Origin of the sequence: Rhodosalinus sp. FB01 (assembly GCF_041365715.1) — a bacterium.
In the GTDB taxonomy this organism is placed as follows: domain Bacteria; phylum Pseudomonadota; class Alphaproteobacteria; order Rhodobacterales; family Rhodobacteraceae; genus Rhodosalinus.
In genome coordinates this window covers 156,551-182,155 of record NZ_JBGFSH010000004.1, presented here as the reverse complement: position 1 = coordinate 182,155, position 25,605 = coordinate 156,551, and the positions used below count along the sequence as shown (strand labels likewise).

The following is a 25,605-nucleotide window of genomic DNA, read 5'->3' as shown; positions in this document are numbered from 1 at the left end:
TGGATATTTGTCATTGATCTGTCAGTTGACAGAATAGTGACAATTAAGCGCCTGAAAACCTTTGTCAGAGGGGCCGCGAGGCCCGGTTTGGCGCTTTCGTGCCGGCACGGATGAGAGTAGAAACTGACGTGGCTTTTTCGGGCGCGCGGACCATGACCCGGGCTGGCGGCTGGCGGCGCGCCCTCGATCCAGGAGAGACGTCATGCTCAACAATATCGGACTACCCGGACTTCTTCTCATCGCCATCGTGGTGCTCGTCATGTTCGGCCGCGGCAAGATCAGCTCGATCATGGGCGAGGTCGGCAAGGGCATCACCGCGTTCAAGAAGGGCGTGAAGGACGGCACCGAGGAGCTGGAGAACCAGCAGGCCGAGGAGGCCCGCGACGTGACGCCGGAGGGCGAGAAGGAAAAGGACAAGGTCTGATCGATGCTCGATCTCGGCTGGACCGAACTCCTTCTGATCGGAATCGTGGCCCTGATCGTGGTGGGCCCGAAGGATCTGCCCGTGCTCTTTCGAAACGTGGGACGTTTCATGGGCAAGGCGCGCGGCATGGCGCGCGAGTTCAGCCGTGCGATGAACGAGGCCGCCGAGGAGAGCGGCGTCAAGGAAGCCACCAAGGGCTTCAAGGACATGACGTCCTCGAAGTCGCTTGGGCTCGACGGGGTCGAGAACGAGTTCCGGTCGGCCGCGAAGTGGGATCCCGACAGCGAGACGGCGAAGCTTGCCCGCGAGCGCGCCGCCGAGGCGCAGGCGCGCCGGGACGCGCTGCGCGAGCGCAAGGAGCGGGGTGCGGCGGCCGCGGCGGGTGATGCCGATCGGGAGGCCGCCGCATCTTCCGAGACCGCGCCCGTTCCCGACACCGCGCCCGCCGCCGGGACGACGGCCAGCGAGGACGACACCAAGGCATGACCGACGCACCGCAGGCTGACGAGATCGACGACAACGAGGCCCCCCTTATCGAGCACCTGGCCGAGTTGCGCACGCGGCTCATCCACTCCGTGCTCGCCTTCATCGCGGGCATGGTGGTCTGCTTCACCGTCTGGAACCCGATCTTCGACTTCCTGACCCAGCCGCTTTGCAGCGCCATGGCGACGCGCGGGATGGAGAATTGCGGCCTGATCCTCATCAAGCTGCAGGAGGGCTTCTTCGTCGCGGTGTCGATCTCGCTCCTGGGCGGGCTGGTGCTGTCGTTTCCCTACATCAGCTTCCAGATGTGGCGCTTCGTGGCGCCGGGGCTCTACAAGTCCGAGCAGAACGCCTTCCTGCCGTTCATGCTGGCCTCGCCCTTCATGTTCTTCCTGGGCGCGTCCTTCGCCTATTACGTCGTGACGCCGCTCGCCTTCGACTTCTTCCTGGGCTTCCAGCAAGCCGGCACGGTGCTCGACGAGGGCGAGGTGGAGAACGCGACCGCCGGCATCGCCTTCCAGGGCTCGGCGCAGGAATACCTGTCGCTGACCATAAAGTTCATCGTGGCCTTCGGGCTGTGCTTCCAGCTTCCGGTGCTGCTGACGCTCATGGGAAAAGCCGGCCTGGTCAGCGCCGAAGGGCTTCGGAAGGTCCGCAAATTCGCGGTCGTGGGCATTCTCCTGCTGGCGGCGCTCGTCACGCCGCCCGACGTCATCACGCAGGTGATCCTGTTCGTGGTGGTCTACGGGCTTTACGAGGTGTCGATCTGGCTGGTCGAGCGCGTGGAAAAGCGGCGCGAGGCGGATCTCCGGGCCCGCGGCCTCTGGTTCGAGGATGACGACGATCCCTACGGCGAAGGGTCCGAGCAGGACGATCCGCTGATGCGGGAATTCGACGAGACCGACGACGAGGAGCGCGGGCGCTGATGCCGGAGTTCGAGGCGGATGCGCTGGCGCGGATCGCGTCGGCGCTGGAGCGGATCGCGCCCGCCGCGCGGCCCGCGCCCGACTTCGAGGCGGCGGACGCCTTCGTCTGGCATGTCGCGCCCGACCGGCTGGACCCGGTAGGACGCGTGAACCGGGTGGATCTGTCGCTTCTCGTGGCGGTGGACCGGGCGAGAGACACGTTGCTTGCCAACACGCGCCAGTTCGCGCGCGGGCTGCCGGCGAACAACGCGCTTCTGTGGGGCGCGCGCGGGATGGGCAAGTCCTCCCTCGTGAAGGCGGTCCACGCTGCGGTGGTGGCCGAGGGACACGACCTGAAGATCGTGGAGCTGCAGCGTGAGGACCTGCCGAGCGTGGGGCGACTGCTCTCGATCCTGCGGGCCGCGGGGGATCACCGCTTTCTGCTCTTCTGCGACGATCTCTCCTTCAGCCACGACGACGAACACTACAAGAGCCTCAAGGCCGTGCTCGACGGCGGCGTGGAGGGTCGTCCCGGCAACGTGGTGCTTTACGCGACCTCAAACCGGCGCCATCTGATGCCGCGCGACATGATCGAGAACGAGCGATCCTCCGCTATCGCGCCTTCGGAAGCGGTCGAGGAGAAGGTTTCGCTTTCGGACCGGTTCGGGCTCTGGCTGGGCTTTCATCCCTGCAGCCAGGACGAGTTCCTCGACATGATCCAGGGCTACTGCGCCGCGCACGGCGTGAAGATCGCGGAGGACCGTCTGCGCGCGGAGGCGATCGAGTGGCAGGCGACCCGCGGCGCCCGGTCGGGCCGCGTGGCCTGGCAGTTCTTCGTCGATCTCGCGGGCCGCGAGGGCGTGCCCCTGGCTTGAGGGCGGGCAAGGCCTTTGGAAAGGCCTTGCAAGCGGTTTCGAAACCGCTTGCGCGCCGCCTTGGATGCGGCGCGGTCGATCACAACATCGCGGGCAGCGCCGCTTGCAGACCCGCCCATCCCCCCGGCCGCCAGCCGAGCGCGCGCAGCCTGTCAGTGCGCATCTCGCTCACCGCGGTGTCGCTGGGCGCGGGTGGCGGGTGGCGGCAGCCGGTGAGCCGGGCGACCTCGGCGAGCAGATCGTGGCGATCCAGCAGGATGTCCGAGGCGTTGAAGATCCCGTCGCCGAGCCGTGCATCCGGCACGGTCAGAAGCAGCCGAACGGCCGCGGCGAGGTCGGTACCGTGGAGTTCCGTTCCTTTTCGGGAAACGATCTCGTCTCCTGCCAGGTAACTGTCGAAGAGATCGCGCCACTTGTGGCGCTGTCCGGGGCCTGCCGGGCCGTACACGCCGGTGGCGCGCAGCGAGACACCGGAGAGGGGCAGGGCGGCGAGCGCGGCCTCGGCCTCCCGCTTGACCTCGCCGTAAAGCGTGTCGGGCCGGGCAGGCATCTCCTCGCGAAGCGCCGTGCCGGGCGGGTAGTCGCCATAGACCGCGCGGGAGGACAGGAAGACGATCCGCCCGACGCCCGCGGCCCGCGCCGCTTCGAAGAGCCGCCTCGTGCCTTGGGCGTTGCGCCTCAGGAAGCCTTCGGGATCCTCGCCCTCGCCGCCGCGGTAGCGGCCGGGAATGTGGGCGAAGCCCGCATGGACGAGCGCCTCCACACCCTCGAGCCGCGCCTCGGGGCGGTCGAGATCGAAAGGCTGGTGGGCCACCTCGGACGAGAAGAAGCCCGGCGCGGGCGGGCGGCGCGTCAGCACCGTCACCGCGTCGCGCGCGGCAAGCGCCGCCTCGACGATGAAGCGCCCGACGAGCCCGGTGCCGCCGGTGACGGCGAGCCTCATGCAGGGTTCTCGAGGGCTGAAAGATCGGGCGCCTCGCCCCGGGCGTAGGCGTGCCAGAGCTCGATCAGCGGGCGCAGGCGTTCGGCTTTGGCGTGGTCTTCCCACGGCTTTTCGTACTGGAAGTGCAGCACCCGGATGGATGCCCAGTCCCAGAGCCCGGGCAGGTTGAACCAGACATATTGCAGCATGTTGTCGAAGACGGGCAGCCCGTGCCAGTCGGGGAAACAGGCCTGCAGGAAGGTCTGGTCGGTGCGCCGCCAGAACGCGCCCGGCGCGTCGAGCCGCGCGAGCATCGCGTCGAAGGTCGCCTGCGCGGGCCGCGCGGTGAAGACGCCGGAGTTCATGCGGTGAAAATCGCCGAGGCTTTCGTAGACGTTGGGGGCCGCGCAGAACTCGGGATAGTCGAAGAGCCGGTCGATATCGCGCAGCACCAGCGTGTCGGCATCGAGGAACACGACGCGCGCGTAGTCGAGCTGCCAGAGCCGGAGCTTGGCGAAATTGTCGAGCGGCGTGTGGAAGGCGGGCTTCTCGCCCTTCGTGAAGGGGGCGAGCCCGTGCAGCCGGTCGCGCGCGTGGGCGGCGTTGAAGGCGTCGGAGGTGGGCAGCAGGTCCGTGGCCACCAGCCGCGCGCCGCGGTCGCGGAGCGGCGCGAGCGCCGCCTCCTCCACGCCGCCAGTGTGCAGCACCACGCGGTCCGCCGCGGTTCCCGTCAGCGCGAGAGAGTGCAGAAGCGCCGCCGCGCCGCGCGCGAAATCGGCATTGGTGACCAGCGTCACGAAGGCACGATCGGAGCTGGCCGGCCGCTCCGGGCTAAGGCCGCTCACGAGACGGACTTGAGCGCCTTGCCTTCCGGGTCGCGCTCCACCCGCTGCGCGATGTCCTTGGTCCAGGCCGACACCGCCGGCACGCGCGAGCGGTCGATGCGGTGGGCGTATTTCCTGGCCACCTCGACCACCTCCTCGAGCAGACCTTCGGCGAGCGTCGTGGGGTCGAGGCCGAGGGCCAGGAACTGCTCGTTCCTGACCACGAGCTCGTTCTCGTCGGCCTCCTTGCGCGGGTTGGGCAGGTAGGCGATGCGCGCGCCGGTGAGCTTCGCCACGAGCGCCGCGAGGTCGCGCACGCGGTGCGTCTCGGTCATCTGGTTGAAGATCTTCACCCGCTCGCCCGCCTTCGGCGCGTCCGCCAGCGCCAGCTCGATGCAGCGCACGGAGTCCTGGATGTGGATGAAGGCGCGGGTCTGCCCGCCTGTGCCGTGCACCGTCAGCGGGTGGTCGATCGCGGCCTGGATCAGGAAGCGGTTGAGCACCGTGCCGTAATCGCCGTCGTAGTCGAAGCGGTTGATGAGCTGCTCGTGTCGGCGCGTCTGGTCGGTGTGCGTGCCCCACACGATGCCCTGGTGCAGGTCGGTGATCCTGAGCCCGTCATTCTGGGCGTAGAACTGGAAGAGGATCTGATCGAGCGACTTGGTCATGTGATAGACCGAGCCGGGCCGCGTCGGGTAGAGGATCTCGAGCCCCTTCTTCTCGCCTTCGAGGTTCTCGATCTCCACGTCGAGGTAGCCTTCGGGGATCGCCGCGCCCACGCTGGAATAGCCGTAGACGCCCATGGTGCCCAGGTGCACGAGATGGGCGTCGACGCCCGCCTCGACCATCGCGGCCAGCAGGTTGTGGGTGGCGGTGACGTTGTTGTTGACGGTGTAGACCTTGTGGCGGTCGGTCTTCATCGAGTAGGGCGCCGCGCGCTGCTCGGCGAAGTGCACGATCGCGTCGGGGCGGTAGTCCGTCAGCCACTGGCGCAGCCGCTCGTATTCCTTCGCCAGGTCGAGGAGATGAAACCGGATGGTCTCGCCCGAGACCTCCTTCCAGATGCGGCATCGTTCCTGGATCGAGTCCATCGGCGTCAGCGATTGCACGCCGAGTTCGGTGTCGATCCAGCGGCGCGAGAGGTTGTCGAGGATATGGATCTCGTGACCGAGGTGCGACAGGTGCAGGCAGGTCGGCCAGCCGACGAAGCCGTCCCCTCCCAGAATGGCGATACGCATGGGTCCGGTTCCCCTCCAAGTGGCGTTGCGCGCCCGATAGAAGGTCTTCCCGCGGCGCGCAAGTGACGGTTTGGCGACAATAGAGCGTGCGCGGCAGCGGTGCAATTCCGGCCCTGGCCGACGCGATGCGGCGGGGCGGCCGGCGGTTTTGCGCCACGCCCTGTCCGGATCGCGGCCCGCGCGCGGCGCGCGGGCGGGGCTGGGCGTGAGCGAGGCGGCCTTCCCGGTCTGTCAGCGTCGGCCGGTGATCCCGCGAAGGAGGCCGCGGCGCTTGGGCGCGAAATCCTGTCCATGGAAGGCGAAGAAGTCACGCACCTCGGGCTGGAGCAGGCCCTTCCCCGTGCCGTTCTGGAGCACGTCGAAACTGCCCGCGTAGTTGAGTTCCACGAGGACCGGCCCGTCGGGCGTGATGGCGATGTCGGTGGACTGGTAGGCAATGCCCCCGAACAGGCGGACTGCGCGCTCATGCAGCTCGCGCACCTGCTGCCAGAAAGGCAGGGCGAGCCCGGTCAGCCCCGGCCGCTCCGGATGATCGGGCAGCGCCGCGACGCGCGGCCCGTCGCGGCCCGCCACGCGCGTCACCTCGCCGGTGTCGACATCGAGCCCGCAGACGAGATTGCCGGGCCGCCAGAAGGCGCAGGCCTCGTTGCCCGCCGTCGCGAGCTTCATGACCGCCATCGGCACGGCGACGTCGCGCCCCATCACGAAGGCGGGCAGCCGGACCGTCGTCAGGCCCGTGCAGAAAGGCGCGAGCGCGGGATGGTTCTTCAGCCGGGTCTGCAACAGGTAGGGCGCATCGCCGAAGACCCGCGAGATGACCTCGTCATAGGCGAGACGGCCGTAACCGGGAACCTCGAGCCCGGATGCGTCCGCGGCGCCCAGCGCGAGCGCGCCCGACCCCACCATGCCGTCGAGCGTCTTGGCGAAGAGGCTTCCGGCCGGCCGCGAGAGGACGACGTCGCGCAGTGCTGCGCCCGTCTCGATCCGGGCCACGCGCCCGTAACCGCGCGCGGACGCTGTGTCGATCACGGCAACGGTCTCGGGCTGTGGAAGCCCGTCGGCCGCGAGCAACTGCGACATCACGAACTTGTCCTCGGCGGCCGACCACCAGGATTTGCTGTTTACCGCGTGCGCGACGGGCCAGACTGTGGCGGCGCCGACGAAGCGATCCGCGGCGTCACCGGGGTGCAGGTCGCGATCCCAGAGCTGATAGCGCATGTAATCGGAGACCTCGATCCCGCGGCCCGATCGCGCGTGGCGCATGATGTCGCGGCCGATGGCCAGCGGCGATTGCCCGCTCAGCTTCGCGGCAAGCGCGATGAGAGCGTTGTTGTTGCCTCCGCTGGCGCTCCCTGCCTCGTAAAGCGCGCGGTCGCGGGTCGTCGCGTCGCTTTCCGGAGGAAGATCGATGGGTGCCGTATGGGTCATGGGACGTGTCCCCGGGGTGATCGGTTGCTGTGGGTGCCAGACTGCCTGGGCGCGAAGCTAGCGGCGAAACATGGCAGCAATTGGGCCGGCGTGCCGTGCGGCGCCGTCGACGCCGTCGCCAAACCCCGGCTCCCCTTGCGCACCGGCGCGCAGGCGGCCATTCTCGTTTTGATCCCGCGCGGGGAGGCGCGCCGTCCCGGTTGAAATTCCGGCGCCGCCCCCCACATTCAGGGACCAGATCGGGGAGGGCCGAAAGCTGCCGCGCAGGCGGGGCAGGGGCCCTCTGCCAAGAACAAGGACCTATCATGCAAGAACCTCTCAACACTTCCTATCCCGTGCTGCCGCTGCGCGACATCGTGGTGTTCCCCCACATGATCGTGCCGCTCTTCGTCGGCCGCGAGAAGTCGGTGCGCGCGCTCGAGGAGGTCATGCAGGACGACAAGCAGATCCTGCTGTCGAGCCAGATCGACCCGTCCGAGGACGACCCGACCTCGGAGGGGATCTACAAGGCCGGCGTGCTCGCCAACGTGCTGCAACTGCTGAAGCTGCCGGACGGCACCGTGAAGGTGCTCGTCGAGGGACAGGCGCGCGTGCGGATCGTCGAATATCTCGAAAACGAGAATTTCTTCGAGGCGCGGGCGGAATACATGACCGAGATGCCCGGCGACCAGGCCGCGATCCAGGCGCTGCTGCGCACCGTCGCGGACGAGTTCGAGCGCTACGCCAAGATCAAGAAGAACATCCCCGAGGAGGCGCTCGCCGCGGTGGCCGAGACGACGGAACCGGCGAAGCTGGCCGATCTCGTTGCCGGCCATCTGGGCATCGACGTGGCCCAGAAGCAGGAGCTGCTGGAGACGCTGTCGGTCAGCGAGCGGCTGGAGAAGGTCTATGGCCTGATGCAGGGCGAGATGTCGGTCCTGCAGGTCGAGAAGAAGATCAAGACCCGCGTCAAGAGCCAGATGGAGCGCACCCAGCGCGAATACTACCTGAATGAGCAGATGAAGGCCATTCAGAAGGAGCTCGGCGACGGCGAGGACGGCGCGGGTGAAGTCGCGGAACTCGAGGAGCGCATCGAGAACACCAAGCTGTCACGCGAGGCGCGCGAGAAGGCCGAGGCGGAGCTCAAGAAGCTCAAGTCGATGAGCCCGATGAGCGCCGAGGCCACGGTGGTGCGCAACTACCTCGACTGGATGCTGTCGATCCCGTGGGGCAAGAAGTCCCGCGTCAAGAAGGATCTGCACCGCGCGCAGACCATCCTCGACGAGGACCACTACAGCCTCGAGAAGGTCAAGGAACGCATCGTCGAGTATCTGGCCGTGCAGCAGCGCTCGAAAAAGCTCAAGGGGCCGATCATGTGCCTCGTGGGTCCTCCGGGCGTCGGCAAGACGTCGCTGGGCAAGTCGGTGGCCAAGGCCACGGGCCGCGAGTTCATCCGCATCTCGCTGGGCGGCGTGCGCGACGAGAGCGAGATCCGCGGTCACCGCCGGACCTATATCGGCTCCATGCCCGGCAAGATCATCCAGGCGATGAAGAAGGCCAAGACCAACAACCCGCTCATCCTGCTCGACGAGATCGACAAGATGGGTCAGGACTTCCGCGGTGACCCGGCCTCGGCGATGCTGGAGGTGCTCGATCCCGAGCAGAACTCGACCTTCGTCGATCACTACCTCGAGGTGGAGTACGACCTGTCGAACGTGATGTTCATCACGACGGCCAACTCCTACAGCATGCCCGGCCCGCTTCTGGACCGGATGGAGATTATTCCGCTCGCGGGCTACACCGAGGACGAGAAGCTGGAGATCGCCAAGCGCCACCTGCTGGACAAACAGGTCAAGGACCACGGCCTGAAGAAGGGCGAGTTCGAGGTGACCGATCCGGCGCTTCTGGACATCGTACGCCTTTACACGCGCGAGGCGGGTGTGCGGAACCTCGAGCGCGAGATCGCGAAGCTCGCCCGGAAGGCGGTGACCGAGATCGTGCGCGACGGAAAGACGAAGGTGACCATCACCCAGGAGAACCTTTCGGACTACCTCGGCGTGAAGAAGTACCGCTTCGGCCTGGCCGAGATGGAGGACCAGATCGGCGTCGTGACCGGCCTCGCCTGGACCTCCGTGGGCGGCGATCTGCTGTCGATCGAGGCGTTGCGCCTGCCTGGCAAGGGTCGGATGAAGACCACCGGCACGCTGGGCGACGTGATGAAGGAGTCGATCGACGCGGCCTCGAGCTTCGTGCGCTCCATCGCGCCCGAGATCGGGGTGAAGCCGCCGCGCTTCGAGAAGTGGGATATCCACGTCCACGTGCCCGAGGGCGCCACGCCCAAGGACGGGCCGTCCGCGGGCATCGCGATGGTGACGTCCATCGTGTCGGTGCTCACGCAGATCCCGGTGCGCAAGGACATCGCCATGACCGGCGAGGTCACGCTTCGCGGCAACGTGCTGGCGATCGGCGGGCTGAAGGAAAAACTGCTCGCGGCGCTTCGCGGGGGCATCAAGACGGTGCTGATCCCGGAAGAGAACGAGAAGGACCTCGCCGAGATCCCCGACAACGTGAAGGAGGGGCTGACGATCATCCCCGTCTCGAACGTGAAGGAGGTGCTGAAGCACGCCCTCGTGCGGGAACCCGAACCGGTGGATTGGGACGAGGCGGCCGAGGAAGCGGCGGCGGCGGAAGCCGCGCGCAACGCCGGTACCGCCAGCGCGGTCGCCCACTGACGCGCGACATCTCGCCCGGAACGAGAAGGGCGCCCCCCGGGGCGCCCTTTTTTCTTGCTGCAACACCCGCGCCGCATGCCCGGAAGTCGGGCGGCGGGTCCGGCTCAGGCACCTGGAAGCGATGCTACCGGCCGTTTGGTCCTTCAAGAACAAATTCGTTTCCACCACCGCCGCCGCCGCCACTGGCGCTGGCCGCGATCAGCACGAGCAGCATGGTGGCCGCGATCGCGATCTGGGTGTCGCGGGCGTCCGTCCCGGCCGATTGTGTGGATGTCACCGGTTCCAGCCCTTCCGGCGTGACATGATAGCTGCACCCGGCAAGAAGCGTGGCCGCGCAGATCGTGGCTGTGAGCGCTCGTTTCATGGAATCGTCCCTCGTTCCGTGTCGCGTCTTGGCCCGACGTCGCCGGGCCGACGGGCACATGGATGGCGCATCCTGACGTGACAGGTCAAGCTGTCAGCCCGTGCGATGCGTCGTGGACGCCGGGGGCCTCTCCGTTACCGCCGAAGCCCTTGCGCTGCGCCGGACGAGGGCGCCGGCCGGAACACGCGCGTGGCCTGCACCGCGCATCGCTGCTATGCTTCGTGCCAGTTCCGCGCCGCGAGGGCCGCCGCCAGGGCGGCTGACAGCGACGCGCGGATGGAAAGGCTGAGCGAGGACGCGATGGACAGCAAATCGAACGGGGCCAAGGCCGGGGCGAGTGCCGCGGGCGCGGCACCGAAAGCCACGCGATCGACAACGCGGGCCGCGGCGGTGAAGCCGGCGCGCAGGGCGGCGGCAAGGGCCGAGCCGGCGGCGGAAGCGGAGGCGGAGCCTGCAGGAACGGCGCCTGCACGGCAGGAGGCCGCGCAGGCTCTGCCCGCGCTCAAGAAGGCGGAGCTTCTGGACGCGGTGGTTGTACGCTCGGGCGTGAAGAAGGGGCAGGCCAAGCCGGTCGTCGAGGCGTTGCTCGCCGTGCTGGGCGAAACCGTCGGCGAGGGGCGCGACCTCAACCTGGAGCCGTTCGGCAAGCTGAAGATCAAGCGCAGCGAGACGGGCGCGAACGGGCGCGTCACGGTGGCGCGATTGCGTCAGAAGGACGGGCCGCCCAGGGCGCCAGCCGAAGATCCGGACGGCTGAGCGGGTCGCCCCGCGCCGCGCTGCCCGCGGCGGTCGTGCCGATCGGCCCGCGCGAAACGCCGCGACGGTGTCGCGACCCCTGCTTGGCGAAATCCCCCTTGCACGGACGGTGGTCCGTGGCTAAGAGAGCCGCCCAGAGGGTGATTAGCTCAGTGGTAGAGCGCTTCGTTCACATCGAAGATGTCGGGAGTTCGAATCTCTCATCACCCACCATTCCTCCCGCAACACCCGTGACCGCCGCGACGGGACCCGCCGTCGGCAAAGGCGCGCCCATCCGGCGGGCGCCATCGTCAACCCCGCGCGCACACGTCTCGTGAGCGCGCCGCCTGCCGCGCATCCCGGACCGCCGTCGCTCCCGCTGGCCGTGACGGTGCGCCGCTGCCGGCGGGCCCGGACCTGAAGATCACGCATTTTGCGATGCTTGCGCCGGTTTTCACCGCAAGGGTGGGGAGCGGGGCCGGCGTCGTCGCGCTCGGGGTCCGGCGGTGATTTTCCTCGGCCCCAGGGCGCAAGAAGTTGCATGTGTCAGGGCCTTGCAGCGCAGGGTTGCGCCGCGAGCGCGGGCAGGAAAGAAAATGCATACGAGGTCGCGGGACATGCCGGGAACCCGTCTGCATCCCGCGCGGGCAGGAGTGCATTTCCCTAATCGCCTCAATCTCCTGGCGGGGCTTCATGCGGAATTACGGCCGTCATGTCCGTGCAGCGCCGCCCGCCTTGATCTGATTGCACAATAATGCATTATTGATTTCAGCCTGCGTCCCGGCCCATGCTCGGGCGCCGGGCCGAGACGACCGGCGCGGAACGACAGGACGGGCGGCTATGGGCGGCTTGCCCGGGAAAACACAAAGGGGAGGTCCTTCATGAAACGCACTCTGGCGACGCTGCTCGCGGCGTCCATGCTCTCGTCACCGGCCTGGGCCGAGGACGTGAAGATCGGCTTCGTCACCACCCTCTCCACCGGGGGCGCGGTGATCGGCAACCAGATGAAGAACGCGGTCGATCTCGCGATGGAGCATCTTGGCGGCGAGGCCGGCGGCCACACGCTCGAGGTGATCTTCGGCGACGACCAGTTCGCGCCCGAGGCCGGCAAGCAGGCGACCGACAAGCTGGTGAAGCAGGACGACGTTGACTTCGTCACGGGCTACATCTGGTCGAACGTGCTGCTGGCGTCGCGGAACTCCGTCGTGAACGCCGACAAGTTCCTGATTTCGGCCAATGCGGGCCCGAGCCAGATGGCGGGCGTCCTTTGCCACCCGAACTTCTTCTCCACCTCCTGGCAGAACGACCAGACGCCCATGGCCATGGGCGAGGTTCTGAACCAGCTGGGCGTGCAGTCGCTTTACGTCATGGCGCCCAACTATGCCGCCGGCAACGACATGGTCGCCGGGGTGGAGCGCACCTTCGCCGGCGAGATCGTCGGAAAGGACCTGACCAAGTGGGGCGCGGATGCGCAACTCGACTTCTCGGCCGAACTCGCCAAGGCGCGGACCTCGGGGGCGGAGGCGATCTTCGTCTTCTACCCGGGCCCGGCGGCCGGGGCCTTCGCCCGGCAATACGACCAGCTGGGCCTGGCGGACGAGCTGCCGCTCTACTCGGTGTTCACGGTCGACGCGATCTCGCTGCCGCGGTTGCAGGAGGCGGGCTTCGAGGCGGTCATCGGCTCGCGCACCACGCAGCAGTGGGACCCGACGCTCGACAACGCCGCCAACAAGCGCTTCGTGGACGACTACAAGGCGACATACGGCAACTACCCCTCCTATTACGCGGCGCAATCCTACGACGCGATCATGCTGATCGCCTCGGCGGTCGAGGCCGTCGACGGCGACATGGAGGACAAGGACGCGGTGCGCGAGGCGCTGCGCGCGGCCGAGTTCGACAGCGTCCGCGGAGAGTTCCGCTTCGGCCCGAACCACCTGCCGATCCAGGACTTCTACCTGCGCGAAGTCATCGTGGACGAGGACGGGGTCTGGACCACCAAGGTCGTCCAGACGGTGTTCGAGGACCACCAGGACAGCTACGCCGAACAGTGCAACATGTAAGAGCGGCGCGGCAACGCTGCGCACCGGCCGGGCGGCACGACCGCCCGGCCGGGCCGTGAAACGCGGACGGAGGGGCCCTTGGATATCGCGCTCTTGGTGCTGCAGACCCTGAACGGGCTGCAACTGGGACTTCTGCTGTTCCTCGTCGCGTCGGGGCTGACGCTCGTCTTCGGCATCCTCGACTTCGTGAACCTCGCGCACGGGGCGCTCTACATGCTGGGCGCGTTCGTCTGCGCCTCGCTCACCCTGGCGACGGGAAGCTTCCTGCTGGCGGTCCTGCTTGCCCTGCCGATCACGGGGGCGGCGGGCTACGTGATCGAGCGCGTCGTGGCACGCAACCTCTACCAGCGCGACCATCTCGACCAGGTGCTCGCCACCTTCGGCCTCATCCTCGTGATCGACACCTTGGTGCACATCCTCTGGGGGCCCGAGGGGATGGCCGTGCCGCTGCCCGACATCCTCGAAGGGCAGCTGCGGGTGGGCGAGAACTTCGTGCTGCCCGTCTACCGCCTCGTCATCATCGGCACCGGGCTCGCCGTCGCCGCGGGGCTCTACTGGCTGGTCAACTTCACGCGGCTCGGCATGCTGATCCGGGCGGGCGCCTCGAACCGCCGCATGGTCTCGGCGCTCGGGGTCGACATCAACACGCTCTTCACCTTCGTTTTCGCGCTGGGCGCGATGCTCGCGGGGCTCGCGGGCATGCTGATCGCGCCGATCACGGAGGCGTCCATCGGCATGGGCAACAACATCATCATCACCGCCTTCGTGGTCATCATCGTGGGCGGCATCGGGTCGATGAAGGGCGCCTTCGTCGGCGCGCTGCTCATCGGGCTCATCGACACGCTCGGCCGGTCCTTCCTCGACTCGTTCTTCGAGCTTTTCATGAGCACCGCCGCGGCCGAGACCTCGGCGCCGGCGGTTTCGGCGATGCTCATCTACATCATCATGGCGGCGGTGCTCGCGGTGCGCCCGCAGGGCCTCTTCCCGCCGAAGGTGCGCTGAGATGGCGGGGCTTTCGAGAACCGCGCTCGCCACCATCGTGCTGCTCGGCCTCCTGGCCGTGCTGCCGCCCATCTTCGTCTGGACGGGCAACGCCTTCTACGTGGACCTGGCCACGCGGCTGGTGATCCTCGGCATCGCGGCGACCAGCCTGAACCTCATCCTGGGCTATGGCGGGCTGATCAGCTTCGGTCACGCGGCCTTTCTCGGGATCGGCGCCTACGGGGTGGGCATTCCCGCCTACCACGCGATCTTCGGCGGCTTTCCCGCGGTGGCGAGCTTCAACGGATTCTTCCAGGTTTTGCTCTCGACGGGGGTCGCGGCGCTCTTCGCGCTGATCACGGGCGCGATCTGCCTGCGCACGAAGGGCGTCTATTTCATCATGATCACCATGGCCTTCGCGCAGATGGTCTATTACTTCTTCGTTTCGCTCTCCACCTACGGCGCCGATGACGGGCTGGTCATCAACATGCGCTCCGAGGTGCCGCTGATCGACCTGAACGCGCCCTTGCAACTCTACTACCTTTGCTTCGCCAGCCTCGTCGCGGCGATGCTGATCGTGCGCACGATCGTGAACTCGCGGTTCGGGATGGTGCTTCAGGGCGCGAAGGGCAACCCCGAGCGCATGGTGTCCATGGGCTACAACATCTTTCGCTACCGGCTGACGGCCTACGTTATCTCGGGCGCGATGGCGGGCTACGCGGGCGCGCTTCTGGGCAACTTCACCACCTTCATCTCGCCCGACATGATGGACTGGACCCGCTCGGGCGAGCTCATGTTCATGGTCATCCTGGGCGGCGCGGCGACGACGCTCGGCCCGGTCATGGGCGCCACCCTCTTCATCGTGCTGGAGGAAGTGCTGCAGATCGTGCTGGACTGGCTCGAACCCGTGGCGGAGCCCGCCTACACGGCGCTGACCGGCCGTGACCTGCAGCTGGAGGTCTACTGGCACCTTCCCTTCGGCATCGTCCTGATCCTCGTGGTGCTGTTCGTGCGGGGCGGTCTCATGGGCCTCATCCGCGGCAGGAGGGACTGAGCCCATGCCCGGCGCGATCCTGAAGGTCGAGGGCCTCAACAAGAGCTTCGGCGGCATCAAGGCCACCGACGACGTGAACCTGAGCGTGGAAGAGAACGAGCTTCACGCGATCATCGGGCCGAACGGGGCGGGCAAGACGACGCTGATCGCGCAGCTCTCAGGCCAGCAAATGCCGGATGCGGGGCGCGTCATCTTCCGCGGCCGAGACATCACCCGCGCGGCGGCGCACCGGCGCGCGCGCCTCGGCATCGCGCGCTCGTTCCAGATCACGAGCCTGGTCATGGACATGTCGGTGCTCGACAACGTGGCACTCGCCGTGCAGGCGCGGCAGGGGCATTCCTTTCGTTTCCTGCGGCCGGCGCGCAAGGTGGCGCCGATCCGCGACGCCGCCATGGCGTATCTCGCCGAGGTCGGGCTCGAGGATCGGGCGGAGCGGCCGACGGTGGCCCTCAGCCACGGCGAACACCGGCTGATGGAGATCGCCATCGCGCTCGCCGCCGAGGCGCCGCTTCTGCTTCTCGACGAGCCGATGGCCGGGCTGGGCGCCGAGGAATCCGCGCGGATGGTGGCCTTGCTGAAAGGCCTCAAGGGCTCGCGCACGATCCTGCTCATCGAGCATGACATGGACGCGGTCTTCGCGCTGGCGGACCGGATCAGCGTGCTGGTCTACGGTCATGTCGTGGCCACCGGCGACCCGGTCTCGATCCGCGGCAACGACGCGGTGCGCCATGCGTATCTCGGCGAGGAGTGAGCGCATGCTGACGGTCTCCGAACTCACGGCCCATTACGGCACCTCCCAGGCGCTGTTCGGCATGGATTTCGCCTTCGGCACCGGCGAGGTGGCGACGCTGCTGGGGCGGAACGGGCAGGGCAAGACCACCACGATCCACTCCATCTGCGGGGTGGTGCGGCCCTCGGGCGGCGCGATCCTCTTCGACGGCGAGGAACTTGTGGGACGGCCGTCCTTCCGCATCGCCAATCTCGGGATCGGCCTCGTGCCCGAGGGGCGGCAGGTCTTTCCCAACCTCACGCTGTGGGAAAACCTCGTGGCCACCGCCTCGAACCATCTCGGGCACGCCGAGCCCTGGACGGTGGAGCGGGTCTTCGACCTCTTTCCCGAACTCGGGGCGCGCAAGGGGTCCATGGGCAACCTGCTGTCGGGCGGCGAGCAGCAGATGCTGGCCATCGGCCGCGCGCTCATGACCAACCCCAGGCTCTTGATCCTCGACGAGGCGACCGAGGGGCTCGCACCGCTGATCCGGCAGAAGATCTGGCACGCGCTGGCCGAGATCAAGCGCCAGGGCCTGTCGATCCTCGTGGTGGACAAGAACCTGAGCGACCTGCTGCGCATCGCCGACCGCAACTTCATCGTGGAGCGCGGGCGCGTGGTCTGGTCGGGCAACTCGGACGCGTTGAGGGCCGACCGCGACACGTTGCACCGCTACCTTGGCGTGTGACGACGGGACAGCCCCGCGGGCGCGACGGCGATTTCGCGCAGATGCCGGCCCCGCCGTGCAAGCCCCTTGCCGCGTCGGGCAAAAGATATGACAATGACGCTGACGACGCCAAGGACACGTCTCTGAGGATTCCAAGCCACATGAACACGCCCCCGAACCGCGCCCCGGTGCTCTCCTTCCGCGCGCCCTCCGCAGAGGACGGCGCGGATGTCTGGGATCTCATCCGGAAAAGCGGCCCGCTGGACGAGAACTCGATGTACTGCAACATCATCCAGTGCGATCATTTCGCCGATACCTGCGTCGTGGCCGAACTCGACGACGAGATCGTCGGCTGGATCTCCGCCTTCATCCCGCCCGACGCGACGGATACGCTTTTCGTCTGGCAGGTCGCCGTGGGCGAGGCCGCACGCGGGCGGGGCGTGGCGAAGAAGATGCTGACGCACCTGCTGGAGCGGGAGGCCTGTTCCGGCGTGACGCGACTCCAGACGACGATCACCGCGGACAACGAGGCAAGCTGGGCGCTCTTCAACAGCTTCGCCGAGAAGATGGACGCCGAACTCGACTACGAGCCGCACTACAAGCGCGACGCGCATTTCGGCGGCCAGCACGCGACCGAATACATGGTGACCATCGGCGACATCGACGCCGACACGGCCAGCGACGACAGCGCCGCGCAAGCGGCCCCCACCGAAAAGGAGGCCCCCCATGCAAACTGACGTCTTCGAGCGGCGCGAGTCGCAGGTCCGCAGCTACTGCCGCAACTTTCCCGTCGTCTTCGCCCGCGCCGAGGGCAGCCACATGTTCGACAGCGACGGGCGGCGCTACATCGATTTCCTCGCGGGATGCTCGACCCTGAATTACGGGCACAACGACCCCGACATGCAGGACGCCCTGATCGAGCACATCAGGGCCGGCGGAATCGCGCACGGCCTCGACATGTACACGGTCGAGAAGGCGCGCTTTCTCGAAGCGTTCGAGGACATCATCCTCAAGCCACGGGGCCTCGACTACAAGGTGATGATGACCGGCCCCACCGGCACCAACGCCGTGGAGGCGGCGATGAAGCTCGCGCGCAAGGTGACGGGGCGGCGCAACATCGTGTCCTTCACGAACGGGTTTCACGGCATGACGATGGGCGCGCTTTCGCTCACCGGCAACGCGGGCAAGCGCGCGGGCGCGGGAAGCGGGCCGCTCTGCGGCGCGACCCACATGCCCTTCGACCGCGCGCTCGGCGCGGATGTGGACACGCTCGCGCATCTCGAGATCATGTTCTCGAACAGCTCTTCGGGCGTGGATGCGCCGGCGGCATTCATCTTCGAGCCGGTGCAGGGCGAGGGCGGGCTCAACGCGGCCTCGATCGAATGGATGCAGGGCGTGGCCCGGCTGGCCATGAAGCTGGGCGCGCTGCTGATCGTGGACGACATCCAGTCGGGCTGCGGGCGCACCGGCACCTACTTCGCCTTCGAGGAGGCCGGGATCGAGCCCGATCTCGTCACGCAGGCGAAATCGCTGTCGGGCTTCGGGCTGCCCTTCGCCGCGCTCCTGGTGAAGCCGGAGCATGACATCTGGAAGCCGGCCGAGCACAACGGCACCTTCCGCGGCCACACGCACGCCTTCGTCACGGGCCGTGTAACGCTCGAGAAGTTCTGGAAGGACGATGCCTTCGCCGCCGAGGTCCGCCGCAAGGGCGCGCATCTGCACGAGCGCCTGTCGCGGATCGCGGCCCTGGTGCCGGGCGCGGAGCTGCGCGGGCGCGGCATGATGCAGGGCATCAACGTCGGCACCGGCGACATCGCGGGGCGCATCTGCGCCACGGCGTTCGACAAGGGGCTGATCATCGAGACATCCGGGGCCGACGACGAGGTGGTGAAGTTCCTCGGCCCGCTCACCACGCCCGACGAGGTGCTCGACGAAGGACTCGACATTCTGGAAGCCGCGGTGAAAGACGTGATGAACGAGAACAAGGAAGCAGCGGAGTAGCCCGATGATCGTAAGAGATTTCAACGAACTGAAAGACAGCGACCGCGCGGTGTCCGATGCGCAGTGGACCAGCGTGCGGATGCTGCTGGCCGATGACGGGATGGGTTTTTCCTTCCACATCACCACGCTCAAGGCGGGCAGCGAGCACACCTTCCACTACAAGCACCATTTCGAGAGCGTCTACTGCATGTCGGGGCGCGGGCGCATCACGGATCTCGCCGCCGGCGAGACCCACGAGATCCGTCCGGGCGTGATGTACGCGCTCGACCAGCACGACAAGCATACGCTCGTCGCCGACGAGGATCTCGTGATGGCCTGCTGCTTCAATCCGCCGGTGACGGGCACCGAGGTCCACCGCGAGGACGGCTCCTACGCGCCGGCCGACTGAGAGACGCGAGAGAGCATGACGACAGGACACACCGTCGAGAAGATCGGCGGAACGTCCATCAGCCGGGCGGACGAGCTGATGGACACCCTCTTTCTGAAGTCCGACGGCGACGGCCCCTATAACCGGGTCTTCGTCGTCTCGGCCTTCGGCGGCATCACCGACCTGCTGCTCGAGCACAAGAAATCGGGTGAGCCGGGCGTCTACGGTCACTTCGCCGCCGCCGAGAGCGACCTGCGGTGGAGCGAGGCGCTGGACCGCGCCGCCGCGCGCATGGGCGAAGAACATGCCCGGCTTCTCGATCATGCCGCCGACCGGCAGGAGGCCGACGAATTCCTGCGTGACCGGATCGAGGGGGCGCGGTCCTGCCTTCTGGATCTTCAGCGGCTGACCTCCTACGGGCATTTCCGGCTGAGCGACCAGATGCTGACGATCCGGGAACTCCTCTCGGGGCTTGGCGAGTCGCATTCGGCCAAGGTGGTCACCCTGATGCTGAACCGCCGTGGCGTCGATGCGCGGCTGGTGGATCTGTCTGGCTGGCGCGACGAAAGCCATCCCGACCTGGAGACACGGTTGACGGGCGCGATGGAAGGGGTGGATTTCGCCTGCGAACTGCCCATCGTCACCGGCTACGCCCAGTGCCGCGAGGGGCTGATGCGGGAGTACGACCGGGGCTATTCCGAGGTCACCTTCGCCCATATCGCGGCTCTGACCGGTGCGCGCGAGGCGGTGATCCACAAGGAATTCCACCTGTCGAGCGCCGATCCCAAGCTCGTCGGCGAGGACAAGGTCGTCAAGATCGGCCGGACCGACTACGACGTGGCCGATCAGCTCTCGAACCTCGGCATGGAGGCGGTGCATCCGAACGCCGCCAAGATCCTGCGGCAGGCCGGCATCCCGCTGCGCGTGGCCAACGCCTTCGATCCGGGCGATGCGGGAACGCTCATCCTGGCCGAGGTGGACGCCGATCCGCGTGTCGAGATGGTCACCGGCCTGCCCGTCGCGGCGCTGGCGGTGCACGAACCCGACATGGTCGGGGTGAAGGGGTATGACGCCGCGATCCTCGAGGCGCTGACCCGGTTCGACGTCTGGATCGTCTCGAAGGCCTCGAACGCCAATACCATCACCCACTATGTCGATCCCAACCTGAAGGCCCTGCGCCGCGTGGAAAGCGCGATCGAGAAAGCCTTTCCCAAGGCGGAGATCGATATCCGCAAAATTGCGCTGATAAGCGCGGTGGGCCGCGATCTGCTGAAGCTCGAGGTGCCCGCCCGGGGCTTGCGGGCGCTCGTGGCGGCCGGGATCGAGGTGCTCGGCGTGCATGCGCTCGCCCGTGGCGTCGATGTCCAGTTCCTCGTGCCCGAGGAGCGGCTGAAAGAGGCCGTCGCCGCGATCCACGAGGCCCTCGTCGAGGCGGGGCAGGGCTAGCCCCGGCCCCTGCGCCGGTACACGCGCCCGCCTTTCCCGCGCGCGCATTTCGCGTGGCGCCGTGCGCCGCGCTCCGTCTCCGCCCGGGGCGCGGACGGGGCGCTCCGCGCAGGCTTCACGTCCGCGCGGCCGGGAGCGCATGACCGCGTCGCCGCGTTGTCTTGCACCAGGCGCATGGCGGCTTTCGCGGACATGGTCTTGCTGCGCTGCAGCGAAGCGATAAGTTCATGGCATCGAGCGGATGCCGCAATGAACACCGCAACGACCACCATGACCGCCGCCGCCGCCCCGACGTCCACCCCCCGTGGAACCGGCCCCGCCAACCCGGTCGCAGCCCTGCTGCGCCTTGTCGACGCGCTCGCGGTGGCCTGCCGCCTGAGCCGCGAGGCACGGCTCCTGCAGTTCTCCGACGCGGCGCTGGCAGAGCGCGGGCTCACGCGGGACGAGGTACGCGAACAACTGATCGCATCGATCCCGCGCGGCTGAGTCACTGTTTGCCTGCCCGTCTCCGGGCAGGCCGTAGGCTCAGGCGAACGCCCCGAAATCGATCGGCGCGTCCTTGTCGAGGCTCTTCTCCACGGCCGGCATCGGGTATTTCAGACCGGTAGCGCAATTCCACAGCACCGCCCGGTCGTCGCGCGAGATCAGCCCCTCGGCAAGCGCCTTCCTGTAGGCGGCGGCGGTCGCCGCACCCTCGGGACAAAGCAGCAGACCCTCCTTCGCCGCGATCTCGTCGCGGACGCCCATCAGGTCGTCGTCGGCCACCTCCATCGCGAAGCCGCCCGACTCGCGCACGGCCCGGATGATCAGGAAATCGCCCACGGCCACCGGCACGCGGATGCCGGCCGCGACGGTGTGGGCGTCCTGCCAGAGCGGGGCGTGCTCCTCGCCCTCCTTCCACGCCTTGACGATGGGCGCGCAGCCCTCGGCCTGCACGGCGACCATTTTGGGCAGCTTGCCCGTGATCCAGCCCATCTGCTGCAATTCGTGGAACGCCTTCCACATGCCGATCAGCCCGGTGCCGCCACCCGTCGGATAGAAGATGACGTCGGGCAGCTCCCAACCGAGCTGTTCGGCCAGTTCCAGGCCCATCGTCTTCTTGCCCTCGATCCGGTAGGGCTCCTTGAGGGTGGACACGTCGAACCAGCCGACCTTTTCCTTGCCCTCGCCCACGATCTTTCCGCAATCGTTGATGAGCCCGTTGACCAGATAGGTGTCCGCCCCCTGAAGCTGGATCTCGCGGATGTTGATGTCGGGCGTGTCCGCCGGGCACAGCACGGTCGTGCGGATACCCGCCCGGGCGGCATAGGCGGCCAGCGCCGCACCGGCGTTGCCGTTCGTGGGGATCGCCATGTGGTCGATCCCGAACTCCTTCGCCATCGACACGGCGAGGCAAAGCCCCCGCGCCTTGAAGGATCCCGTCGGAAGGCGCCCCTCGTCCTTGACGAGTACCCGGTCGGGATCCGCGCCGAGCACCGGCGCGCTTTCCCGCAGCGGGATGATCGGCGTCATCACTTCACCCAGCGAGACGCGGTTTTCGGGCCGCGTGACCGGCAGGAAGCTGGAATAGCGCCAGAGGCCGGGGGCATCGGATCGGGCCAGCGCATCCTTCGAGAGAGCGGTCTTCATGGCGTCGAGATCGTAGCGGACAAGAAGCGGCCGCCCCGCCTCCGACAGGCCGTGAACCTGCCCCGCCGGGTAGTGCTTGCCCGTGATGGAGCATTCGAGGTGGGTGACGAACGTCTCGGCCATGCGTGATCTTCCTTCTTGTCGTTACGGTCTGGTCGGTCTTGTCGCGGTTCGGCCCGTAAGCCTTCATTCCATGAGCGCCTTGCGCAGAAGGTTGAGCCCGAGCAGCAGGAAAAGTGCAAGAGACACCTTTCGGAACAGGCCGGGCGAAAGATACGCGCGCGTCATCTCGCCCACACGAAAGCCCATGAGCGCGGGCACCACGAGCGCCGCCGAGGCGAGCGCGAGGCCCCCGGTCAACGTGCCGCTCGTGGCGTAGCCCGCGATGAGGGGGAGAGAGCCCAGGCTGATCAGAAGCCCCGAGGCCCGCACGAACTCGTCGCCGGTGCGGTGGCGCGCGGAAAGATAGATCGCGATCGGCGGCGCCCAGATCGCGGTCAGCCCGCCGAGAATGCCGGCGCTCGCGCCGAAGCCGAGTTGCGCGGCCCTGTCGTAGCGGTCCGGCAGCGGCGGCAGGTCGACGGTGAGGTTGACCAGGACGAAAAGCACGAAGGCGATCCCGGTGACGGCGTAAAGAAGCCGGTCCGACGCGCCGGCGGCGAAGAGCGCCATGGCGAAGGCGCCGATCATCATCACCGCGGCGAAGGGCGCGTAGTCGCGCGCCGCGCGCAGGATCTCTCCGGCCCGCCAGATCTGCCAGAAATTCGAGACGATCATCGGAAAGAGAACGAGCGCGATCGCCGTGCGCGGGTCCAGGAAGAGTGTCGTGAGGCCGATGCAGATCGCCGGGAATCCCAGCCCGGTGACCCCCTTGATCGTCCCCGCGAGCAGATAGGTCGCAAGGACGAGCGCCAGCAACCCGGCATTCAGCCCCGCCAGATCAGCCATCGCGGGTCCTCGACAGCTCGAGCGTGAGGTAGCGCCCGATCTCCTCGGGCAGGGCGTCGATGCCGAGCCCGGGCGCATCGGAAAGGTGAAGCCGCCCGTCCCCGAGGATCCCCGCGCCGGGGAACGCCTCGCGGAGCGGGTTCGGGTTCGCGTCGATTTCCAGAAGCCCGTCGCCGCCCGCCGCCGCAAGCAGATGCGCGGAGGCCAGGAGTCCGATCCCGCCGCCAAGGAAATGCGGGCAATAGGTCAGGCCCGCTGCCCCGATCGCGCGCGCCACGGCAAGATTGCCGGACACGCCGCCCCATTTCGCGAGATCGGGTTGCAGGTAGGCGAAGCTGCGCGATGCGATGGCCGCGTCGAAGGCGTCATGCCCGGCGATGTTCTCCCCGCCGGCCAACGGGACCGAGGAGGCGCGGGCGAGGTCCGCCCAGTCGGCGGGGGGCGCATCGGCGGGCAGGGGCTCTTCCAGCCAGCCCAGGCCGAGCGCGCGGCCCGCTTCGACGAAGCGCAGCGCCTCGGGGAGCGTCCAGGCCTGGTTCGCGTCCGCGAAGAGGCGCTCGCCCGGGGCGAGGCGAAGCGCGTGCAGCGCCTTGAGGTCGCGGGCCGCGTCGAAGCCCACCTTGACCTTGAAGGCGCGGTAGCCCGCAGCGCGGGCCGTGGCGAGCGCCTCCTGCGCGTCGTGCACCGCGATGCCGCTGGCGTAGGCGGGTACGCTGGCGCCCGCCGACGCGTCGAGCCAGGTCCGCACCGGCTGGCCGGCGGCACGCGCGAAAAGGTCGCTGAGCGCCGTGTCGATGCTCGCGATCACCTGTCGGAACGGGCCCCATTCGCCGCATTGCAGGGCGCGGATGCGGGTTGCGCGCTCCAGCTCGTGAAAGGTCCGGGCCGGGTGTTCGACCCTGCGGCCCGGCAGCAGATCGCCCATGTCCTCCATCAGCAGGCGCGCGCGGTGCTCGGCCCCCGCCGCGGGCCAGTTCGCGAAAACCTCGCCCCAGCCGAAGGCCCCGGACGCGGCGGTGATCTTCACGAAGACGGCCGGACGGTCGCGCATCACGCCGAACGAGGTCGCCACGGGCCGCGCCACCGGCACGCGGTAGACCCGCGCCTCGATCCGCTCGATGATCTGGGCGTCGTCGCTCAATGTCCCGGCCCGGCCGGTGCCGGCAGCCCCTCGATCTCCACGTTGACGCAGGCCGGACGGCCGGAGGCGAGCGCCCGGTCGAGCGCCGCGTCCAGTTCTTCGGGCCGGGTGACGTGTTCGCCATGCGCCCCGAGCGCGGCGGCGGCGAGATCGTAGCGTGCGCCGCTGAGGTCACACCCGATCAGCCGGTCCGGGCCGTAGTCGCGAAGCTGGATCTGGTGTTCGGCGTTCCAGACCCGGTCGTTGCCGATCACGGCCACGAAGCGCGCGCCCGCGCGCACCGCCGTCTCGAACTCGGGAAGGTGAAAGCCCGCCGTCCCGTCGCCCATGAGCGCGAAGACCGTGGCGTCCGGACGGGCGAGCGCCGCCGCCACGGCCTGCGGCAGCCCGCCGCCGATCGAGCCCGAGGGCCCGTTGATGACGCGCGCGTCCGACCAAGTCAGCGCCTGCGCCCATTGGCCGAACTCGCCACCGTCGCAGATCGTCACCGTTGCGGGCGCCGCGGAAATCCGGCGTTGCACCGCGTCGCAGAGCAGATCCGGGGTGATCCCCGGCCCGCCCGGCCGCGCCGCGCGCGCGGCCGTCGCCTCCGCCACCCGGTGCCGCCAGGCCTCGCGCGTGTCGCGCAAGCGGTCCCGGGTGAGCGCGTGGGCGGTGGCGCGGGGGTCGGCGTCGAGGGCCAGAGCAAGCCGCGCGCCGAGATTGCGGCTGGCGCGGTCGAGGGCGGCCTGCTCGGCGTCCACGACGACGAAGGGGCAGCCCGGTGCGACGCGATCCTCCGCGCCGAAGGCGAGGGTGAAATCGATCTGCTTGCCGAGCGACACGATCAGGTCGGCCTCGCGCAGCGCGGCGGCAAGATCGCCGAGCGCCGGATCCTTCAGGCCGCGGGGGCTTTCGAGCGGCAGGACCGCGGCCCCCGTCGCGTCTTCGAGGTCGCGCAGCAGCGCGCCGGCCCGGGTGCGGTTCAGCGCGGGTCCGGTCAGGATCGCGGGCCGCTCCGCGGTGGCCAGCCGGTCGCGCAGGTCGTCCAGCGCGTCGTCCGTGGGCGGCGTTCCTGCACTGGCGCCCCCCCGGCGCAGTCACCAGCCCCTCGGCCGGGGCGGTCAGGACATCTGCCGCCAGGGCGAGGTGGACGGGTCCGGGCCGCCCCGACGCCGCGGTTTGCAACGCCGTCATCACCGCCTCGGCCAGGGCCGCGGTGGAGGCGGGGCGCGCGGTGGCCTTGACGAGGGGCGCGGCCACGGCGCACTGGTCGAGTTCCTGGAAGGCGCCGCGCCCGTCCTGGTCGAGCGGCGAGTCCCCGGAAAGCAGGAGCACCGGGCTTTCGGAACAGCGCGCGCTGTAGACCGCCCCGGCGGCATTCGCGGAGCCCGGGGCGGCGGTGACCAGGGCGACGCCCACCTCGCCGGTAAGTTGCGCCCAGGCCTCCGCCATGAAGACGCAGGCGTTCTCGTGGCGCGTGTGCACGATCTCTATCCCGGCATCGAGACAGGCGTCGTAGACCGGCATGATCTGGTTGCCCGAAAGGCTGAAGATGCGCCGGATGCCCGCCGCCGCCAACGTTTCGACAAGAATATCCGCCCCGCGGCGAGCCATGCGCGTCTCCTTCCAGGCCGCCGCGCGGGCGGTCTTC

25 protein-coding genes, 1 tRNA gene and 1 pseudogene are annotated in these 25,605 nt (G+C 68.3%); 17 read left to right on the top strand and 10 right to left on the bottom strand.

The window, feature by feature from the left end; genetic code table 11:
• The first annotated feature begins 202 nt into the window (after positions 1 to 202).
• The 4 genes from AB6A65_RS07860 to AB6A65_RS07845 are packed head-to-tail and all read left to right on the top strand — an operon-like array spanning position 203 to position 2,687.
• On the top strand, positions 203 to 424 hold the full coding sequence (locus AB6A65_RS07860) for a twin-arginine translocase TatA/TatE family subunit (protein WP_371037819.1): 222 nt from the start codon (positions 203 to 205) through the stop codon (positions 422 to 424).
• A 3-nt stretch (positions 425 to 427) separates the two neighbouring features.
• Positions 428 to 910, top strand: a complete 483-nt coding sequence (gene tatB, locus AB6A65_RS07855) for a Sec-independent protein translocase protein TatB (RefSeq protein WP_371037818.1) — start codon at positions 428 to 430, stop codon at positions 908 to 910.
• Positions 907 to 1,833 (top strand): twin-arginine translocase subunit TatC, encoded by a 927-nt coding sequence (gene tatC / locus AB6A65_RS07850; RefSeq protein ID WP_371037817.1) that lies wholly within the window; start codon positions 907 to 909, stop codon positions 1,831 to 1,833. Before tatB ends, tatC begins: the two co-directional genes overlap by 4 nt.
• Entirely contained in the window at positions 1,833 to 2,687 is an 855-nt protein-coding gene (locus AB6A65_RS07845; RefSeq protein ID WP_371037816.1) for an ATP-binding protein, read from the top strand. Before tatC ends, AB6A65_RS07845 begins: the two co-directional genes overlap by 1 nt.
• Before the next feature lie 79 nt (positions 2,688 to 2,766).
• Here AB6A65_RS07845 and AB6A65_RS07840 read toward each other — a convergent pair whose 3' ends face one another.
• The 4 genes from AB6A65_RS07840 to AB6A65_RS07825 form a co-directional block, all read right to left on the bottom strand.
• Positions 2,767 to 3,630, bottom strand: coding sequence for an NAD-dependent epimerase/dehydratase family protein (locus tag AB6A65_RS07840; protein WP_371037815.1), 864 nt, complete (start codon positions 3,628 to 3,630; stop codon positions 2,767 to 2,769).
• Positions 3,627 to 4,454, bottom strand: coding sequence for a glycosyltransferase (locus AB6A65_RS07835; RefSeq protein WP_371037814.1), 828 nt, complete (start codon positions 4,452 to 4,454; stop codon positions 3,627 to 3,629). Before AB6A65_RS07835 ends, AB6A65_RS07840 begins: the two co-directional genes overlap by 4 nt.
• Complete coding sequence (locus AB6A65_RS07830) at positions 4,451 to 5,671, bottom strand: NAD-dependent epimerase/dehydratase family protein (RefSeq protein ID WP_371037813.1); 1,221 nt, start codon at positions 5,669 to 5,671, stop codon at positions 4,451 to 4,453. Before AB6A65_RS07830 ends, AB6A65_RS07835 begins: the two co-directional genes overlap by 4 nt.
• A gap of 231 nt (positions 5,672 to 5,902) precedes the next feature.
• Positions 5,903 to 7,099: a sugar-transfer associated ATP-grasp domain-containing protein gene (locus AB6A65_RS07825; RefSeq protein ID WP_371037812.1), complete on the bottom strand. Its 1,197-nt coding sequence runs from the start codon at positions 7,097 to 7,099 to the stop codon at positions 5,903 to 5,905.
• 305 nt (positions 7,100 to 7,404) lie between these two features.
• Here AB6A65_RS07825 and lon point away from each other — a divergent pair, with 305 nt between their 5' ends.
• The gene (gene lon / locus AB6A65_RS07820) at positions 7,405 to 9,810 is read left to right on the top strand and encodes an endopeptidase La (protein ID WP_371037811.1); all 2,406 of its coding nucleotides are present in this window, start codon (positions 7,405 to 7,407) and stop codon (positions 9,808 to 9,810) included.
• Positions 9,811 to 9,934: 124 nt separating this feature from the next.
• On the opposite strand, the gene AB6A65_RS07815 is transcribed toward lon, so the two are convergent.
• Positions 9,935 to 10,174, bottom strand: a complete 240-nt coding sequence (locus tag AB6A65_RS07815; RefSeq protein WP_371037810.1) for a hypothetical protein — start codon at positions 10,172 to 10,174, stop codon at positions 9,935 to 9,937.
• Positions 10,175 to 10,450: 276 nt separating this feature from the next.
• Here AB6A65_RS07815 and AB6A65_RS07810 point away from each other — a divergent pair, with 276 nt between their 5' ends.
• The 12 genes from AB6A65_RS07810 (at position 10,451) to AB6A65_RS07755 (ending at position 20,740) form a co-directional block, all read left to right on the top strand.
• Entirely contained in the window at positions 10,451 to 10,930 is a 480-nt protein-coding gene (locus tag AB6A65_RS07810) for an HU family DNA-binding protein (protein WP_371037809.1), read from the top strand.
• Positions 10,931 to 11,068: 138 nt separating this feature from the next.
• Positions 11,069 to 11,143, top strand: a tRNA-Val gene (locus tag AB6A65_RS07805).
• A gap of 647 nt (positions 11,144 to 11,790) precedes the next feature.
• Complete coding sequence (locus AB6A65_RS07800; RefSeq protein WP_371037808.1) at positions 11,791 to 12,969, top strand: ABC transporter substrate-binding protein; 1,179 nt, start codon at positions 11,791 to 11,793, stop codon at positions 12,967 to 12,969.
• A 78-nt stretch (positions 12,970 to 13,047) separates the two neighbouring features.
• Positions 13,048 to 13,971 (top strand): branched-chain amino acid ABC transporter permease, encoded by a 924-nt coding sequence (locus AB6A65_RS07795; protein ID WP_371037807.1) that lies wholly within the window; start codon positions 13,048 to 13,050, stop codon positions 13,969 to 13,971.
• Between the two features lies 1 nt (position 13,972).
• Complete coding sequence (locus AB6A65_RS07790; protein ID WP_371037806.1) at positions 13,973 to 15,004, top strand: branched-chain amino acid ABC transporter permease; 1,032 nt, start codon at positions 13,973 to 13,975, stop codon at positions 15,002 to 15,004.
• A 4-nt stretch (positions 15,005 to 15,008) separates the two neighbouring features.
• Complete coding sequence (locus AB6A65_RS07785; protein WP_371037805.1) at positions 15,009 to 15,755, top strand: ABC transporter ATP-binding protein; 747 nt, start codon at positions 15,009 to 15,011, stop codon at positions 15,753 to 15,755.
• A gap of 4 nt (positions 15,756 to 15,759) precedes the next feature.
• On the top strand, positions 15,760 to 16,461 hold the full coding sequence (locus tag AB6A65_RS07780) for an ABC transporter ATP-binding protein (RefSeq protein WP_371037804.1): 702 nt from the start codon (positions 15,760 to 15,762) through the stop codon (positions 16,459 to 16,461).
• A gap of 140 nt (positions 16,462 to 16,601) precedes the next feature.
• Positions 16,602 to 17,177: a diaminobutyrate acetyltransferase gene (ectA, locus tag AB6A65_RS07775; RefSeq protein ID WP_371037803.1), complete on the top strand. Its 576-nt coding sequence runs from the start codon at positions 16,602 to 16,604 to the stop codon at positions 17,175 to 17,177.
• Positions 17,167 to 18,441 (top strand): diaminobutyrate--2-oxoglutarate transaminase, encoded by a 1,275-nt coding sequence (gene ectB / locus AB6A65_RS07770; protein ID WP_371037802.1) that lies wholly within the window; start codon positions 17,167 to 17,169, stop codon positions 18,439 to 18,441. The genes ectA and ectB overlap by 11 nt, the downstream gene beginning before the upstream one ends.
• 4 nt (positions 18,442 to 18,445) lie before the next feature.
• Complete coding sequence (locus AB6A65_RS07765; RefSeq protein WP_371037801.1) at positions 18,446 to 18,829, top strand: ectoine synthase; 384 nt, start codon at positions 18,446 to 18,448, stop codon at positions 18,827 to 18,829.
• A 15-nt stretch (positions 18,830 to 18,844) separates the two neighbouring features.
• Complete coding sequence (locus AB6A65_RS07760) at positions 18,845 to 20,254, top strand: aspartate kinase (RefSeq protein ID WP_371037800.1); 1,410 nt, start codon at positions 18,845 to 18,847, stop codon at positions 20,252 to 20,254.
• A gap of 249 nt (positions 20,255 to 20,503) precedes the next feature.
• The gene (locus AB6A65_RS07755) at positions 20,504 to 20,740 is read left to right on the top strand and encodes a hypothetical protein (protein WP_371037799.1); all 237 of its coding nucleotides are present in this window, start codon (positions 20,504 to 20,506) and stop codon (positions 20,738 to 20,740) included.
• Positions 20,741 to 20,779: 39 nt separating this feature from the next.
• Here the strand turns inward: AB6A65_RS07755 and AB6A65_RS07750 are convergent, their stop codons facing one another.
• From AB6A65_RS07750 to AB6A65_RS07730, 5 genes and pseudogenes are all read right to left on the bottom strand, one after another.
• Complete coding sequence (locus tag AB6A65_RS07750) at positions 20,780 to 22,006, bottom strand: threonine synthase (RefSeq protein ID WP_371037798.1); 1,227 nt, start codon at positions 22,004 to 22,006, stop codon at positions 20,780 to 20,782.
• A gap of 63 nt (positions 22,007 to 22,069) precedes the next feature.
• On the bottom strand, positions 22,070 to 22,831 hold the full coding sequence (locus AB6A65_RS07745) for a sulfite exporter TauE/SafE family protein (protein ID WP_371037797.1): 762 nt from the start codon (positions 22,829 to 22,831) through the stop codon (positions 22,070 to 22,072).
• A complete protein-coding gene (locus tag AB6A65_RS07740) occupies positions 22,824 to 23,972 on the bottom strand; it encodes a mandelate racemase/muconate lactonizing enzyme family protein (RefSeq protein WP_371037796.1) in 1,149 nt (382 codons plus the stop codon). The genes AB6A65_RS07745 and AB6A65_RS07740 overlap by 8 nt, the downstream gene beginning before the upstream one ends.
• Entirely contained in the window at positions 23,969 to 24,796 is an 828-nt protein-coding gene (locus AB6A65_RS07735) for a thiamine pyrophosphate-dependent enzyme (protein ID WP_371037795.1), read from the bottom strand. The genes AB6A65_RS07740 and AB6A65_RS07735 overlap by 4 nt, the downstream gene beginning before the upstream one ends.
• Positions 24,797 to 25,274: 478 nt before the next feature.
• Positions 25,275 to 25,568, bottom strand: a pseudogene (locus AB6A65_RS07730) (thiamine pyrophosphate-binding protein); the annotation flags it as partial.
• Positions 25,569 to 25,605: the final 37 nt, after the last annotated feature.